Source organism: Mycobacterium angelicum (assembly GCF_002086155.1).
Taxonomy (GTDB): Bacteria; Actinomycetota; Actinomycetes; order Mycobacteriales; family Mycobacteriaceae; genus Mycobacterium; species Mycobacterium angelicum.
Genome location: NZ_MVHE01000017.1, coordinates 68,289 through 84,310, shown reverse-complemented (window position 1 = coordinate 84,310; position 16,022 = coordinate 68,289). Strand labels below are relative to the sequence as shown.

Genomic DNA, 16,022 nt, shown 5'->3' with positions numbered 1-16,022 from the left:
GCGCCGCCCCGGCCAACGGGTCCTCGCTCCCGCGCGACGAAGGATTCGGCCTCGAAGTTCACCCGCGCCGGTGCGCTGTGGTCGGCCCTGATCGCCGGCTTCCTGATCCTTATCCTCTTGCTGATTTTCATCGCCCAAAACACCGCGTCGACGCCGTTCGCCTTCCTCGGCTGGCGCTGGAGCCTGCCCCTTGGCGTCGCCATATTGCTGGCGGCGGTGTGTGGCGGGCTGCTGACGGTGGCCGTTGGCACCGCGCGCATTGTTCAGTTGCGCCGCGCGGCCAAGAAGAACCTGACCGCGACGGCGCCGCACTAGCTACTTCGACCTGAAAAAGTCGGCGCGTTGAGGTGTGGTCGGAAGGCGCTGAACTGACATCGATGGCCTTCATGGTCAGCACAGGCGCGGTTTGTTCGGGTCGAAGCAGTTAGCCCGATATCGCCTGCGATATCGCAATTCAAAAGGCACTCATGGTTGAGAGCGGCACTCCCGGGCAATAGTGCCCTTCGAAATGAGATATCGCAGGCGATATCGCGATTCGAGATGCATCCAGCGAGCCTTAGCCGGCTAAGAGGCCGGCTTGGCGATCTCGGCCAGCCCACGCGAGATCAACGGCGCCACCACTTCGGGCTCGGTGTCGTAGTCGTCTTTCCCGTCGGCCTGTAACTCCATGCGGCGGCGGAAGTCGATGCCGGCGGCGATGATGGCGAGCTTGAAATACGCCAGCGCCATGTAGAACTCCCAATGCCCCAGCGACTGCCCGGAGACCAGGGAATAGCGGTCCGCCAGCTCGTCGGCGTTGGGCAACACCGGCGATGTCCAGGCCGCCTGCGCGTTGACGATCAGATCCAGCGCGGGGTCGCGGTACACACACATCAGGGCGGCGTCGGACAACGGATCTCCCAGCGTGGAGAGCTCCCAATCCACCACCGCGCGCACTTTCGTCGGGTCATCGGCGTCCAGGATCGTGTTATCGATGCGGTAGTCGCCATGCACGATCGAGGTGCGGCTCTGTGCCGGAATGGCTTGCTGCAGAGCCGAATGCAGCCGGGCGACGTCGGCGTCGCGATGATCGTCGGGCAGTCGCACCAATTCCCATTGCGAGCCCCACCGCCGCACCTGGCGTTCCAGATAGCCGCTGGGTTTGCCGAAATCGCCCAGGCCGACGGCGTTCGGGTCGATGGCGTGCAAGTCGACGAGCACCCGGATCAACGAGTTGACGCAGCCGTCGATGGCCGAGCGGCTGAAGGCTTCGAGTTGGGCACGCCGGCGCACCACTTGCCCGGCGACGAATTCGACGATTTGAAACGGCGCGCCCAGCACGGAGACGTCGTCACACAGGGCGATCGTGCGCGCGACCGGCACCGGGGTGTCCTGCAGCGCGGCGACCACCTTGTATTCGCGGGCCATATCGTGGGCCGACGGCGTCAGCCCGTGCAGCGGCGGACGCCGCACCAGCCAGCTGGTGGTGTCGTCGTAGACCCGGAAGGTCAGGTTCGAGCGGCCGCCGGAGATGAGCTCGCCGCATAGCTCGCCGTCGCGCTCGAGGCCCAGCGAACGCAGGTACCGGTCCAGTGCGGGCAGGTCGAGCCCGTTGAGTCGGTCAGTCGAGGTCACCGAACTTGTTTACCACCGACGACTTTCCACCTGCGCTTCAGGCATGCAGAGGGCGGGCGCGGTTCACCCCGCGTCACCGCTGATTTCTCGGCAGCAGGTCCCACACATGCTCGGTGCTGTTCACCGTCGCCACCGTCGCCTGCCCGCTTCGGGAGAACAACAACCGCGTCACCGACGCGTAGTCGATGGGAAACGACAACAGCCGCGCCGTCCCCAGAATCTCGTGCAGCACCACGTTGATCACCCCGCCGTGGCTGAACGCCGCAACCGTGTCGTCGGGATCGGCGGCGGCAACCACGTCGTCGACCGCCGCACGGACTCGGGCCCGAAACGCGTCCTCGTCGACCGCGCTGGGCAGGTGCCCCTGGGCCATGCGCGCCCACTCTTCGGGGAACTCGTTCCTAATCTGCTCGACGGGGATGTAGGCGGGCAGGTTGCGGTCGTACTCGGCGAACCGCTCATCTACGTCGACGGGCAGCCCGCGGACCGCCGCGACGGGTTCGGCGGTCTGAATGGCGCGCCGTTGCGGGCTGCTCACCACCCGCGAGATCGGAAATCGGGCCAGCGCCTCGGGCAGGCGTGCCACCTGCGCGAGCCCGTCCTCGGAAAGGTCCGGATCAGAACCCTCACCATGGTCACTGCGCAGCGGTAATGCATGCCGGACCAGAAGCAGCTGCATGCGCCAAGCCTTCCATGTCGGTTTCGCGGGCTTCCCAGGCTAGCGGAGAATGCTATTCTCTCCACAGAGAGTGGGGTGTCTTACGCAATGGACTCGGGCGTTCTCGGCCGCTGGCTCGACATCGAAGGTGCACCCGGCGAAGGTGCAGAGCCGGTTCTTGCGGAACTGGGCGGCGGGTCGCAAAACACGCTGTACCTGATCCAGCGAAACGACCACCGGATGGTGCTGCGGATGCCGGGCCCCCGCGCCGACGCGGCCCGGATCGACGGATTGCTGCGCGAGATCCGGCTGGTCGGGGCCCTGTCGGGTACCGATGTCCCGCACGCGGAACTGATCGCGGCCGACGAGACCGGGTCGGTGCTGGGCATGCCGTTCTACGTGATGCAGGCGATCGACGGCTGGAGCCCGATGGACGGCGGGTGGCGGCCACCGTTCGACACCGACCTGGCAGCCCGGCGCGAGCTGGCTTTCCAGCTCGTCGAGGGTGCCGCCCTGCTGGGCCGGGTGGACTGGCGTGCGCAGGGTCTTGACGGCTTCGGCCGTCCCGACGGGTTCCACGAGCGGCAGGTCGATCGCTGGCTGAAGTTTCTCCAGGCCTATCAGGTGCGCGAGTTGCCCGGGCTCGACGAGGCCGCGGACTGGCTGCGCCGCAATCGGCCCGCCCACTACCGGCCGGGCATCATGCACGGCGACTATCAGTTCGCCAACGTGATGTTCGCCCACGGGGCACCGGCCCGGCTGGCCGCGATCGTGGACTGGGAGATGACCACGGTCGGTGATCCGCTGCTGGATCTCGCGTGGGCACTATTGGGCTACGACGGAGAGGAGCCGCGCGCCGACGGGTTCTACCTGGACATGGGGGGCATGCCCGCCCGCGGTGAACTGCTCGAGCATTATGAGACGGTCAGTGGGCTGTCCACCGAGAACATCGACTACTACCTGGTGCTGGCGAATTGGAAACTGGGCATTGTGCTGGAAAAGACTTATGCGGCAGGGGTTCGCACCGGAAAGGTGGACCCGAAGATCACCGGCGCGTTCGGGCCGATGATTCTGCAGTTGATCGCGACTGCGGCCGAACTGGCGCGTTCCCTTTCGAGTAAGGCTCGCTGAAATGGGTTACGCCGACGACGTTTTCGACCTGACCGACCGGGTCGTGCTGATCACCGGCGGCAGCCGCGGGCTGGGCCGCGAGATGGCGTTCGCGGCGGCCCGCTGTGGCGCCGACGTGGTGATCGCCAGCCGCAACATGGACAACTGCGTGGCCGTGGCCAAGGAGATCCAGGCGCAGACCGGCCGCGCCGCCATGGCTTATCAAGTGCACGTGGGCCGTTGGGATCAGCTCGACGGGTTGGTGGACGCTACCTACGACCGGTTCGGCAAAGTCGATACGCTGATCAACAACGCCGGCATGTCACCGTTGTACGACAAGCTGAGCAATGTCACCGAGAAGCTCTTCGACGCCGTGGTGAACCTCAATCTCAAAGGGCCGTTTCGGCTTTCGGCGTTGGTCGGTGAGCGGATGGTAGCCGCCGGTCGCGGCTCCATCGTCAATGTGAGCTCCACCGGGTCGCTGCGTCCGGGTGCGGACATCATTCCCTATGCGGCGGCCAAGGCCGGGCTCAACGCGATGACCGAAGGCCTGGCCCGGGCATTCGGGCCGATGGTACGAGTCAACACATTGATGGCCGGGCCGTACCTGACCGACGTCAGCAAGGCGTGGGGGCTCGACCAGGACAAGACCAACAGGTTCGGTCAGCTCTCCCTGCAGCGCGCCGGTGACCCGCGCGAAATCGTCGGCGCCGCATTGTTTCTGGCGTCCGATGCCTCCAGCTTCACCACCGGCTCGATCTTGCGGGCCGACGGCGGTATTCCCTGACCAGAACAGGAGTAGTCGAATGTCTTGGGACTTTTCCACCGAACCGGAGTTCGAGAAGAAACTCGCCTGGGTCCGCGAGTTCGTGCATGAGGAGGTAGAACCGCTCGAGATCTTGTTCCCCGGTTGCGAATTCCTGCCGCTGAACGACGAGCGCCGCCGCATCGTCGATCCGCTCAAACAGCAGGTTCGAGACCAGGGTTTGTGGGCGCCGCATCTGAGTCCCGAGCTCGGCGGGCAGGGCTTCGGGGCGGTCAAGCTGACCTTGATCAACGAAATCCTGGGCCGCAGCCCCTGGGCGCCGATCGTTTTTGGAACACAGGCCCCCGACACCGGGAACGCGGAGATCCTGGCCCGCTTCGGAACCCAGGAACAAAAGGACCGCTACCTCGACGGGCTACTGTCCGGGGAGATCTTCTCCTGCTTTTCGATGACTGAGCCGCAGGGCGGCGCCGACCCCAGGGTTTTCAAGACCAGTGCGGTTCGCGACGGTGATGATTGGGTGATCACCGGACGTAAGTTCTTCTCCTCCAACGCCTCCGTCGCATCCTTCTTCATCGTCGTCGCCGTCACCGATCCCAACGTACCGGTCCATCGCGGCGCCTCGACGTTCCTGATTCCGGCCGGAACCGAGGGCCTGACCGTCGAGGAGAACTACCACCTGGTCGGAGCCGACCCGCGCGAACCGGGCCATTCCCTGGTGCGCTATGACGGGGTGCGGGTGGGCCCGGACGCATTGCTTGGTGAGGCGGGTCAGGGCTTCCTTATCCTGCAGACCAGGCTGGCCGGCGGCCGGCTGCATCACGCAATGCGTTCCATCGGCATGGCGCAGCGCGCCGTCGAGATGATGTCCCGGCGCGCGAAAAGCCGGTTCACCCAAGGCAGTTCACTGGCCGACAAGCAGTTGGTACAAGAGTTCGTCGCCGACTCCTACACCGAGTTGATACCGTTCCGGCTGACCGTGCTGCACGCCGCCTGGCTGATCGAAAACGGCGACGAGCGCGCCGCCCGGGCCGAGATCGGCGCCTGCAAGATCCTCGCGTCTCAGGTGCTCAAATCCATTGCGCTGCGCGCAATTCAAGTGCACGGCGCACTCGGCCTCACCGATCAGCTGCCGCTGGTCAATGTGCTGCTCGGCGGGATTGCGCTCGGGCTGGCCGACGGGCCGACCGAGGCACACAAGGTCAACCTGGCCCGGATGCTGCTCAAGGATTACGAACCCGAGCACGCCGAATGGCCGAGTGAGATGCTCAGCGTCCGGCGGCAGGCCGCCCGCGCCAAATACGGTGAGCTCGTTGACCAGTAGGGTGACCGCGGCCGTCGAGCGCGCACTCGACGATCGCCAACGCGAGGCCACCGAGGAAGTCGAACGCATCCTGGCCGCCGCAGTGCGGGTCATGGAGCGAGTGGCACCCGAGCCACCCCGGGTCAGCGACATCGTCGCCGAGGCCGGCTCGTCGAACAAGGCGTTCTACCGGTACTTCGCCGGAAAGGACGAGCTCATCCTGGCCGTCATGGAACGGGGCGTGGCGATCGTCGTCTCGTACCTGCAGCATCAGATGGCCAAGGAAACCGCGCCGCGGGATCAGGTCGCCCGCTGGATCGAAGGCACTTTGGCCCAGGTCGCCGACCCGCACCTGATCAGCATGAGCCGCGCGGCGGCCGGACAGCTGACGGCCGGAACGCATTGGCGCGCAGCCGATCAGGAGATGATGGGGCCGCTGCGCGATCTGCTGATCGAGCCGATCACCGAGTTGGGCAGCGACGACGTCGACCGCGACGTCCAAGCCGTGTTCGGCTGTACCGCCGCGACCATGCGGCGGTATGTGGGTGCCACCGACCAGCCCAGCCAGTCAGACATCGACCATCTCGTGCAATTCTGTCTGCGCGGGCTGGGGGTCGGTTGATGCGAGCGATCGTCTGCCAGGCCTACGGTCCGCCGGAAGACCTGGTGCTGATGGACGTTCCCGAACCGGTGCCGGGGGCCGGCCAGTTGCTGGTACGGGTGCACGCCGCCGCGGTCAACTTTCCCGACGTGCTGTTCATCGCCGGCAAATATCAGGTCAAGATCCCGCCGCCGTTCACACCGGGTAACGAGATCGCCGGCGAAGTGATCGCGGCCGGGGACGGGGCGGCCTTCAGCCCGGGTCAACGGGTGGCCGGAACCACGTTCGGCGCGTTCGCCGAGCAGGCGCTGCTGGAAGCCGGTCAGGCGATGCTGATCCCCGAAGACTCCGATTTCGCCTCGGCCGCGGCATTCGGCGTCACCTATCGCACGGCGTATCACGCACTTCGCTCGACCGCACAGGTCGCGGCCGGAGACTGGGTGGTGGTGCTCGGCGCCGCCGGCGGTGTTGGGCTGGCCGCCGTCGATCTGGGCGTGGCCATGCAGGCCCGCGTCCTGGCCGCGGCCTCCAGCCCGGAAAAGCTCGACCTGTGCCGCCGGCGGGGCGCGGCTGCCGTCGTCGACTACGACTCCGAAGACCTGAAATCGCGCATCCGTGAGCTCACCGGCGACAGTGCCCGGGTGGTCCTCGACCCCGTCGGGGGCGCGTATTCCGAGCCGGCGCTGCGCGGTCTGGCGCGCGGCGGAACGTTCGTCACACTGGGATACGCCGCCGGCACCATACCGGCCATCCCGCTCAACCTCGTTCTGCTCAAGGACCTCACCATCCGCGGCATGGAGATCCGCACCTTCATGAGTGACTACCCTGATCAGGCCAAACGCGACCAGGCGGAGCTGGCGCAGATGTTCGCCACCGGCCTGGTCCGGCCCTACATCGGTGCGCGTTTCCCGTTGGCCGAAACCCCGGCGGCGCTGCGGCACGTAGCCGACCGCAAAGTGCTGGGCAAGGTCGTCATCGACGTGCCCTGACGCCGCGGCAGGTACTCTCCCTCAGAGTCCAAGGAGAGGGTCGATGCTGCACGAACTCTGGCAGAACTTCGCCCACAACCTCTTCAAGCCGCTGTTGCTGTTCTTCTACCTCGGATTCCTGATGGCGGTCCTGAGGGTCCGGTTCGAATTCCCCGCCGTGATCTACCAAGGTCTGACCATGTACCTACTGCTGGCCATCGGCTGGCGCGGGGGCGAGGCACTGGCTCAAGTCGATCCATGGCAAATCGACAACATCGCCGAATTCGTGGCCGCGGGTTTCGTCTGGAACTTTGTCAACGGCGCGGTCGCCTATTTCCTGCTCAACCGAATGACCACCATGCGCCGCGTCGACAAAGCCACGGTGGCAAGTTATTACGCCTCGGACGGCGCGGGCAGTTTTGCGACCGCCATGGGCGTCCTGGGCACCATCGGTATGGCATACGACGCCTACATGCCGGTCATGCTGGCCGTGATGGAGGTTCCGGGCTGCCTGGTGGCTCTGTACTTGGTGGGCCGATTGCGACGCAACGGGATGGACGCGACGGGCCTGATGCCCGACGAGCCCGGTTACACCGCACCGGTGGAGGCCGGCCCCGGCGCGGCCACGCAACCGCCGTTTGATCCGAACCCGACGCGGCGCCGGCGCGGCAAGCCGCGCGTTCTCACCCGTGAGCTCTTCGGCGAGGTATTCCTAAACCCTGGGCTTGGACTGCTTTTCGGCGGAATCATCATTGGCGTCATCAGTGGACTGCAAGGCGCCCAGGCAGTACACGACGACGACTCCTTCTTCGTGTCGGCATTCCATGGTGCGCTGTGTTTGTACCTGCTGGACATGGGAATGACTGCGGCCAGCAAGTTGAAGGACCTCCGCACGGCGGGCCGCGGCTTCGTCCTCTTCGGCCTGCTGGCGCCGAACCTCTTTGCCACGCTTGGGATCGCCGCCGCCCACATCTTCGCTATCGTCACCGCTACCCACCTCAAGCCGGGCACTTACGTCCTTTTCGCGATCTTGTGCGCAGCGGCTTCCTACATCGCCGTACCGGCCGTGCAGCGGTTGGCAATTCCCGAAGCGAGCCCAACGTTGCCGTTGGCGGCGTCGCTGGGTTTGACCTTTCCTTATAACGTCACACTCGGGATTCCGGTCTACATCGAGATCGCCCGGCTTTTAAGTTGAACGCCCCTACGGCGTGACGATGTTGAAGCTGGGGTCCGGCTCATCCAGAGCGCCCAGCAGTGACGCCAACGCTGCGGAGTCCCCTGACAGTTCGAGCCCCGGCGATGTGAAATCGCCGCCGGCCGCCATCAGCAGCCGAAAACTGTTGGCCAACTTTACCGTAACGGCCGCGGTGGCCGGATCGGCGGCCACCTTGCGATGCACCAGCACACCATTGTGCAGCGTGAGCCGATAGTTCGTCGCCACATCGGCAAACGTGATGTCGACGGCGATGTCGAGGTCCCAGCTGCGCGGTCCGTTGACCCGAATCGCGATACTGTCGAATATCTGCTCCGGAGTCAGCTGGGAAAGCATTGTCGGCGAAGTGATTTGACCCGCAGTACCGAAGTTGCCCACGCGCAATTCCCGAGCACCGCTCATGAAGAAGTTGCGCCAGGTGGCATTTTCGGCACCGTAGCCCAGCTGCTCCAGCGTGTCGGCGTAGAGATCGCGTGCTGCAGCGTGGCTACTGTCGGTGAAAATCGCATGATCGAGCAATGTTGCCGCCCAACGGAAGTCCCCGTTATCGAAGGCCGCTTTGGCCAGTTCGACCACTCGGTCGATTCCGCCGATGGCCTTGACGTAGCGCGGAGCCAGGGCTTCGGGAGGATGCGGCCACAGCCGAGCCGGGTTGCCGTCGAACCATCCCATATAACGCTGGTAGACCGCCTTGACGTTGTGGCTTACCGACCCGTAGTAACCGCGGGCATGCCAGGCTCGTTCCAATGCCGGTGGCAGTTGGAACATTTCGGCGATCTCGACGCCGGTATAACCCTGGTTCAGCAATCGCAGCGTCTGGTCGTGCAGATAGGCGTACAGGTCTCGCTGCAGCGCAAGGAATTCGACGATTCGCTCTTTCCCCCACGTCGGCCAGTGGTGGGAGGCGAAGACCACCTCGGCCCGATCGGCGAACGCATCGATCGCTTCGGTGAGATAGCCCGACCAAGCCCGTGGGTCGCGCACCAGAGCGCCGCGCAGCGTCAGCAGGTTGTGCAGGTTGTGCGTGGCGTTCTCGGCCATGCACAACGCGCGGAATTGCGGGAAATAGAAGTGCATTTCGGCCGGAGCCTCGGTCCCCGGCGCCATCTGGAACTCAATTTCCACGCCGTCGATGGTGTGCGTCTCACCGGTCGTCCGGATGTCGATGGTCGGCACGATGATCGATACCTCGCCGGTGGACGGGGTCTGGCCAAGCCCGCAGCCCACCTGTTCCTGTGGTCCGCGGGCGAGCAGCGAACCGTACATATAGGTCGCCCGACGCAGCATCGCCGGACCCGCATACACGTTCTCCTGCACGGCATGGGCTGTGAAACCCTCCGGCGCCAGCACCGCCACCGTTCCGGCATCCACGTCCGCCTGCGTGGTGACACCCAGTACGCCGCCGAAATGATCGACATGGCTATGGGTGTAGATCACCGCGACGACAGGACGATCACCGCCGCGGTGGGTGCGGTACAGCGCCAGCGCCGCGGCGGCCACCTCGGTGGACACCAGCGGATCGATGACGATAATCCCGGTGTCGCCCTCGATGAAGCTGATGTTGGAGATGTCGAATCCGCGGACCTGGTAGATGCCAGGTACGACTTCGTAAAGTCCTTGTTTGGCCGCCAGTGTCGACTGGCGCCACAGACTGGGATGCACCGATGTCGGCGCCGGCCCGTCCAGGAATGCGTATGCGTCGTTGTCCCACACCACCCGGCCGTCAGCGGCCGTAATGACACACGGGGACAGGGCCGCTATGAATCCGCGATCGGCATCGTCGAAATCCCTTGTGTCATCCAGCGGTAGCGGGTGTTTGCCGTGGGCCGACTCGATGACAGCGGTAGGAGGCTTGGATTCCACCGGCAATACATTGCCATTAGTAGCCTGGCGCCGCGTCGACCAACCCGAAAAAAAATATCTTTGGTACCTAGACCTTCCGTCCAGTTAACCCGCATACTGCGCAGGCGGTCCTCAATGTCGACGGACCACTACAAGGGCAAAGGAGCTAAGGGTGAAGCGTGGACTGACGGTCGTGGTAGCCGGCGCGGCCATTTTGGTCGTAGGTCTTTCCGGATGTTCGAGTAAGTCGAATACCAGCGGCAGCGGGACCTCGAGCGCAGGCACATCGGTGAGCAGCGGCGGAGGCGGCGGGGCCAAGTCGACCAAGGTAGTCATTGACGGCAAGGACCAGAACGTGACCGGCTCGGTCGTGTGCACCTCGGCGGCCGGCAACGTCAACATCGCGATCGGTGGAGCAGCGACCGGCATCGCCGCCGTGCTCACCGACGGCAACCCGCCCGAGGTGAAGTCCGTCGGGCTGGGCAACGTCAACGGCGTAACGCTCGGTTACACCTCCGGGACCGGTCAGGGCAACGCCTCTGCTACCAAGAACGGCAACACCTACAAGATCACCGGCACCGCCACCGGCGTTGACATGGCCAACCCGATGCAACCGGTGAACAAGCCGTTCGAAATCGACGTCACCTGCTCCTAGATCTCAGGTCCTAGTCCGGGTTTGCGGGCGGTTGCCACTCTGCTAAGCGGCACTGAGTGGCAACCGCACCGCGAACTCGGTGTAGCCGGGCGAGCTGTTCACCGTGATCGTTCCGTTGTGTGCCTTGACCACGGCCGAGACGATGGCCAGGCCCAGGCCGGTGCTGCCACCTTTGCGGGAACGCGAGGTGTCACCACGGGCGAACCGCTCGAACACCTCCGACTGCAGTGCTTTCGGAATACCCGGACCGTTGTCGATCACCTGCAGCAAGGTATGTGTCGGCTCGGTACTCAACCGCGTCGTCACGACGGTGCCGGCGCCGGTGTGGACGCGGGCATTGGCCAACAGATTGGTCAACACCTGATGCAGCCGCGCGGCATCGCCGGGAACCATTACCGGTTCGGGGGGTAGGTCCAGTTCCCATTGGTGATCGGGTCCGGCGACATGCGCGTCGCTGACGGCGTCGACCGCCAGGCGAGTCAGGTCCACCGGTTCGCGTTCCAGCGGACGGCCCGAGTCCAGGCGGGCCAGCAACAGCAAGTCCTCGACGAGGCGCGTTATCCGCTCCGTCTCGGACGCCACCCGGCTCATGGCGTGCGCCACCGCTTCGGGATCGTCCCCCATGCGCTGCGTGAGTTCGGTGTAGCCGCGGATGGCGGCCAGCGGAGTGCGCAGTTCGTGACTGGCGTCGGCAACGAATTGGCGTACCCGGGTCTCGCTGGCCTGCCGCGTCGACAACGCGGCCGCGATGTGGTCGAGCATCCGGTTCAGCGCCGATCCGAGCTGACCGACCTCGGTGCTGGGATTGGCATCGGCTTCGGCCACCCGGACCGGCAGCTGAACCTCGCCGCGGTCCAACGGCAAATCGACAACCTCGCCGGCGGTTTGCGCGACGCGGCGCAGTGGCGCCAGCGCGTGGCGGATGATCACGATGCCGGCGGTGGTCGCAGCCACCAGTGCGATCAAGGTGACGATCGCGAAGATGATCAGCACCCGGAACATGGTGGCGTCGACGTTTGCCATGGACAGACCGGTGACGATGACGTCGCCGCCGTTTCGGCTCGGCGCCGCCACCACGCGATAGCGGCCCAGGCCATCCAGGTCGAGTGTCACTGGCGAGCGGCTGCCAGCAATCTGCTGCAGCTGGGTCTGCGCGGTCGGGGTCAGCGCGGCCCGGGCGCCACTGCTGGTCAGGTAACCGGCGTCGACTGTCTTGCCGTTGTTCACCACCGCGGCGACCATGCCGGCCGGCTGCCCCGGGGCGTCGAGAAATTTCGGGCCCGGACCAAGTCTTACGAAACCGTGCGTGTCGCGGTGGCGCTCGGGATACATCAACGAAGAGCGGTAGGAGGTGCCGCCCAGTTGGCTGTCGAGCTGAGCCATCAGGTGGTGATGCAGGGAGAGTTCGGTTGCCGAGATGATGCCCACACACACCATGGCGAGGACGACGACCTGCCCGACCAGAAGCCTGAGCCGAAGCGACCAGACTCGCGGCGCCTTAACCGACGGTCGCGACCCGCTGCGCCCGGCTTCGCCGCGCTTGCGATCGCTCCTAGCGGGCCGGCTTGAGGACATAACCTGCGCCGCGCAGCGTGTGAATCATGGGTTCGCGACCGTTGTCGATCTTCTTGCGCAGGTAAGAGATATAGAGCTCGACGATGTTGGACCGGCCGCCGAAGTCGTAACTCCACACGCGGTCCAGGATTTGCGCCTTGCTCAGCACTCGTTTGGCGTTGCGCATCATGAACCTGAGCAGCTCAAACTCGGTGGAGGTCAACGAGATCGGCTCGCCGGCACGGGTGACTTCATGACTGTCTTCGTCCAGCACCAAATCGCCGACGACCAGCTGTGCTCCGCTGTCCACCGTCGTGACGCCGGTGCGCCGCAGCAGTGCGCGCAGCCGCAGGACTACTTCTTCGATGCTGAACGGCTTGGTGACATAGTCGTCGCCGCCCGCGGTCAGGCCGGCGATGCGATCTTCGACGGCATCTTTTGCCGTCAGCAGCAGCACCGGCAGGCCGGGGTTTTCCTTGCGCAACTTGTGCAGTACGTCGAGGCCGCTCATGTCGGGCAGCATCACGTCGAGAACCACGACATCGGGACGCTGGGCGCGGGCCGCTGCAATGGCTGAGGACCCATCGCTGGCCGTGGCGATGTTCCAGCCCTCGTAGCGCAACGCCATCGACACCATCTCGGCCAGAACGGGTTCGTCGTCGACAACCAGAACGGTGACCGGTTGGCCGTCCGCACGACACATGACGACCCGCTCAACCGAGGTTCGAGGGGCCGTCACGTGTTCCAGTATCCGCGACCGTCTAGGCCGACGCTATGCCTTAGCTATGTGCGGGCTGTGAGGGTGTGGATCCGTTAATACCAGTACCGACGGCCGGCAACCGGGCGACCCATGGAGCCCATGGCCCACATCACGGCACCGATGACGAGCAATATCACACCGAGAACGCTCAATAAATGTATGCCGAACACAAATCCGAGGATCAGCAAGATAGCACCGACGACAATCATGGCGACTTCCTTCACATAGACGGGATAACGTCAATTTGCATTGCGCTTGGTTGCGGCAAACGGCAATCCTTTACTTTCGGATTGACACCCATGTAGTTAAGGGGGCCGGCAATCACCGTCACTGCAACGGTTCCTGCTGAGGCGCAACTTGTTTGCTCACCTTTGAAGTAACCACGCTGCCATGCCGCGAACACTCCGATGAGCAGCCAGATCAGCACAATGGCTCCGAGAATTCCGCTACCGCGCATCGTGACCTCCGTTGTGTCCGACTAATTCCCGTAGCTGCGTAGATACCCGTTGTACCTATGTCTAAACATTTCTCAGTGGTACCTCGAGCCGGTACGGAAGCGCCGTTTTGAATGCGTTTTGTGTCCGGTCTAGGACGGTTGGTCGGCCAGCCACGCGTCGGCCCGCCGCTTCGATGCGCGCGACAGCCACGCGTCTTGCACGAGCTCGGTCAATTCCGTCACGGTGATCTCGGCCAGCCGGCGCGCCTGCACCAGTATCGAGGGGTGGCCGTCGAAGTGGGCGGTGGTGAAGAACGGCGATGCGGGGTCTTGGGTCAAGGCCAGCTTGTCGCTTTCGGACTCAACCCACAGCATGATCACGTCGGTGTAGCGTTCGCCGCTCACCGGATCGGCGGCGTCGGGTTGGGGGGTGCGAAAGAACACGAACGACTTGCCGCCCACCTGGTAGATCGAGTTACCCTTGGGGCCCTCAAGGCGTTTGACGTGCGGCATCGACTCGGCGATCCGGTGCACGTCGGCCACCCGGGCGGGTCGGTCAGCCCTTCGATTCGGCACAGCGGCAACATTACCGACTGACCACGCTCTGTAGCATGGGCGATAAGTATTGCGGTGAAGGGGGATTGAGCACCGTGGTTGACACTTTGTTCGCAGACGTGTCCGAATATCAAGTGCCCGTGGATAACTCATATCCCTATCGAGTGCTTTCAATTCGTGTTTGCGACGGCACGTATCGGGACCACAACTTTGCGCGCAACTACGCCTGGATGCGCTCGGCATTGGATAGCGGACGTTTGACGTTCGGAATCGTTTACACCTACGTCCGCCCGAATTGGTTGGCCAACGCCGATACCGTGCGTTCGATGATCGACGCCGAAGGCGGCTTACATCCGCGAGTCGCATTGATGCTCGACGTCGAATCCGGCGGCAATCCCCCCGGCGACGGGTCCAGCTGGATCAATCAGTTGTATTGGAATTTGGCCGATTACGCCGGCTCTGCCGCACGAATTATCGGTTATGCCAACGCTTATGACTTCTTCAATATGTGGCGGGTGCGTCCGCCGGGCCTGCGCGTCATCGCGGCCGGGTACGGATCCAACCCCAACCTCCCCGGCCAAGTCGCACACCAGTACACCGACGGCCAGGGTTACAGCCCCAATCTTCCACAGGGCGCCCCACCATTCGGCCGGTGCGACATGAATTCCGCCGATGGACTGACCCCGCAACAATTTGCCGCCGCATGCGGCATCACAACGAACGGAGGACCGCTGATGGCGCTCACTGACGACGAACAAACCGAACTGCTGACCAAGGTTCGCGAAATCTGGGACCAGCTGCGTGGGCCCGACGGCGCCGGCTGGCCGCAATTGGGCAAGGACAGCCAAGGACGCAACCTCACGCCCGTCGATGCCATAGCCGCGATCAAGGACGACGTGGAGAACCTCGAGTCGTCGAGCTGAAATCCGTCAGCACGGGATTGACTTATCCCGTCGCTCCGGAATTACCGAACAGCAGCCCGCAGGCTCCGCCAGTGCCGTTTTGACCGTCTGGCCCGATGCTGCCCAGCCCGGGCGCGGCCGCTCCGCCGAGCGCCCCGGCGCCGCCGGCGCCGCCGTTGCCGATCAACCGAGATGCCCCGCCGGCCCCGCCATTGCCGCCGGCGCCGCCGGCTGCACCGGTCTCGCCGCCGCCGCCTTCGGTGAACGAGGAGCCACCGGCACCTCCGGCGCCACCGGCGCCGCCGTTGCCGATCAACCCCGCGCTACCGCCGGCCCCGCCGGCCTGGCCGGCCGCGCCGGCCGCGCCCGCACCGCCGTTGCCGATCAACAACCCGCCCGCCCCACCGGCTGCTCCCGGTGTGCTGCCGTTGGCGCCGTTGCCGATCAGCGGCCGCCCGAACAGCGCATAGCTGGGCGCGTTGACGGCATCGAAGACCGTCCGTTCGAAGCTCTGCAGCGGGGTGAGGTTGGCGGCCTCGGCCAGCGCGTAGGAGCCGGCGTTACCGGACAGGGCCTGCATGAAGCGGTCATGGAAGGCCGCCGCCTGGGCGCTGATGGCCTGGTATTCGCGGGCGTGCGTGCCGAACAGCCCCGCAATGGCCGTCGACACCTCGTCTTCGGCCGCGGCCAGCAGGCTGATGGTCGGAGCGGCCGCGGCCGCATTGGCCGACTCGACCGCAGAGCCGATACCGGCGAGATCAGAAGCGGCTGCCAGCAGCGCTTCCGGGGACGCGATGACATACGACATGCGAGACCACCTACCTACCTAGGTCACGATCAACTGAGTCGTGCACGTGGCCATCGGTCACCGCGCCGACATATCGGCGGACCGAACGATAGCCAAAAAAGCCGAAACACATACCACTTTTCCTACGAAATCCAAAGAATCATCCGTAAAGTTTCGAAACTGTGTCCGAAGCCACATTGCGGCCGATCCCAGACACCATGACTCGGGAAGTGCACCGCTAAACGGGGGTTTTGCATACCTGTCGCCGCCGGAAGTGGGCGGCCGAAGAGAGCCACAG

17 protein-coding genes and 1 pseudogene are annotated in these 16,022 nt (G+C 64.7%); 9 read left to right on the top strand and 9 right to left on the bottom strand.

Annotated features, from left to right (window positions below; genetic code table 11):
• A partial coding sequence (locus BST12_RS13505; RefSeq protein WP_211281271.1) for a LapA family protein occupies positions 1–315 on the top strand: 315 nt, incomplete at its 5' end.
• A 249-nt stretch (positions 316–564) separates the two neighbouring features.
• Here the strand turns inward: BST12_RS13505 and BST12_RS13500 are convergent.
• Positions 565–1,614, bottom strand: coding sequence for a phosphotransferase family protein (locus BST12_RS13500; protein WP_083113629.1), 1,050 nt, complete (start codon positions 1,612–1,614; stop codon positions 565–567).
• 73 nt (positions 1,615–1,687) lie between these two features.
• A complete protein-coding gene (locus BST12_RS13495; RefSeq protein ID WP_083113628.1) occupies positions 1,688–2,293 on the bottom strand; it encodes a histidine phosphatase family protein in 606 nt (201 codons plus the stop codon).
• An 87-nt stretch (positions 2,294–2,380) separates the two neighbouring features.
• On the opposite strand from BST12_RS13495, the gene BST12_RS13490 reads away from it, so the two are divergent.
• The 6 genes from BST12_RS13490 to BST12_RS13465 are packed head-to-tail and all read left to right on the top strand — an operon-like array spanning position 2,381 to position 8,215.
• A complete protein-coding gene (locus BST12_RS13490) occupies positions 2,381–3,403 on the top strand; it encodes a phosphotransferase family protein (RefSeq protein ID WP_083113627.1) in 1,023 nt (340 codons plus the stop codon).
• 1 nt (position 3,404) lies between these two features.
• Positions 3,405–4,169 carry an SDR family NAD(P)-dependent oxidoreductase gene (locus BST12_RS13485; protein ID WP_083113626.1) on the top strand — a complete coding sequence of 255 codons (765 nt, stop codon included), beginning with the start codon at positions 3,405–3,407 and terminating at the stop codon, positions 4,167–4,169.
• Between the two features lie 19 nt (positions 4,170–4,188).
• Positions 4,189–5,472, top strand: a complete 1,284-nt coding sequence (locus BST12_RS13480; protein ID WP_083113625.1) for an acyl-CoA dehydrogenase family protein — start codon at positions 4,189–4,191, stop codon at positions 5,470–5,472.
• Positions 5,453–6,073 carry a TetR/AcrR family transcriptional regulator gene (locus BST12_RS13475; RefSeq protein WP_083113624.1) on the top strand — a complete coding sequence of 207 codons (621 nt, stop codon included), beginning with the start codon at positions 5,453–5,455 and terminating at the stop codon, positions 6,071–6,073. Before BST12_RS13480 ends, BST12_RS13475 begins: the two co-directional genes overlap by 20 nt.
• The gene (locus BST12_RS13470; RefSeq protein WP_083113623.1) at positions 6,073–7,041 is read left to right on the top strand and encodes an NADPH:quinone oxidoreductase family protein; all 969 of its coding nucleotides are present in this window, start codon (positions 6,073–6,075) and stop codon (positions 7,039–7,041) included. The genes BST12_RS13475 and BST12_RS13470 overlap by 1 nt, the downstream gene beginning before the upstream one ends.
• A gap of 43 nt (positions 7,042–7,084) precedes the next feature.
• Entirely contained in the window at positions 7,085–8,215 is a 1,131-nt protein-coding gene (locus BST12_RS13465) for a sodium-dependent bicarbonate transport family permease (RefSeq protein WP_083113622.1), read from the top strand.
• Between the two features lie 6 nt (positions 8,216–8,221).
• On the opposite strand, the gene BST12_RS13460 is transcribed toward BST12_RS13465, so the two are convergent.
• Complete coding sequence (locus BST12_RS13460; RefSeq protein WP_170062116.1) at positions 8,222–10,102, bottom strand: alkyl/aryl-sulfatase; 1,881 nt, start codon at positions 10,100–10,102, stop codon at positions 8,222–8,224.
• 145 nt (positions 10,103–10,247) lie between these two features.
• On the opposite strand from BST12_RS13460, the gene BST12_RS13455 reads away from it, so the two are divergent.
• Positions 10,248–10,730, top strand: a complete 483-nt coding sequence (locus BST12_RS13455; RefSeq protein WP_083113620.1) for a lipoprotein LpqH — start codon at positions 10,248–10,250, stop codon at positions 10,728–10,730.
• A gap of 42 nt (positions 10,731–10,772) precedes the next feature.
• On the opposite strand, the gene BST12_RS13450 is transcribed toward BST12_RS13455, so the two are convergent.
• From BST12_RS13450 to BST12_RS13435, 5 genes are all read right to left on the bottom strand, one after another.
• On the bottom strand, positions 10,773–12,305 hold the full coding sequence (locus BST12_RS13450; RefSeq protein WP_083113619.1) for a sensor histidine kinase: 1,533 nt from the start codon (positions 12,303–12,305) through the stop codon (positions 10,773–10,775).
• A complete protein-coding gene (gene tcrX / locus BST12_RS13445; protein ID WP_083113618.1) occupies positions 12,283–12,987 on the bottom strand; it encodes a two-component system response regulator TcrX in 705 nt (234 codons plus the stop codon). Before tcrX ends, BST12_RS13450 begins: the two co-directional genes overlap by 23 nt.
• Positions 12,988–13,097: 110 nt before the next feature.
• Complete coding sequence (locus tag BST12_RS31990; RefSeq protein WP_169726887.1) at positions 13,098–13,253, bottom strand: DUF6131 family protein; 156 nt, start codon at positions 13,251–13,253, stop codon at positions 13,098–13,100.
• 11 nt (positions 13,254–13,264) lie between these two features.
• Positions 13,265–13,501: a hypothetical protein gene (locus tag BST12_RS13440; RefSeq protein WP_083113617.1), complete on the bottom strand. Its 237-nt coding sequence runs from the start codon at positions 13,499–13,501 to the stop codon at positions 13,265–13,267.
• Between the two features lie 129 nt (positions 13,502–13,630).
• Positions 13,631–13,993, bottom strand: coding sequence for an MmcQ/YjbR family DNA-binding protein (locus tag BST12_RS13435; protein WP_083113637.1), 363 nt, complete (start codon positions 13,991–13,993; stop codon positions 13,631–13,633).
• Positions 13,994–14,130: 137 nt separating this feature from the next.
• On the opposite strand from BST12_RS13435, the gene BST12_RS13430 reads away from it, so the two are divergent.
• A complete protein-coding gene (locus BST12_RS13430) occupies positions 14,131–14,958 on the top strand; it encodes a hypothetical protein (RefSeq protein ID WP_083113636.1) in 828 nt (275 codons plus the stop codon).
• Between the two features lie 25 nt (positions 14,959–14,983).
• Here the strand turns inward: BST12_RS13430 and BST12_RS34240 are convergent.
• Positions 14,984–15,745 (bottom strand): annotated as a pseudogene (locus tag BST12_RS34240) (PE family protein); the annotation flags it as partial.
• Positions 15,746–16,022: the final 277 nt, after the last annotated feature.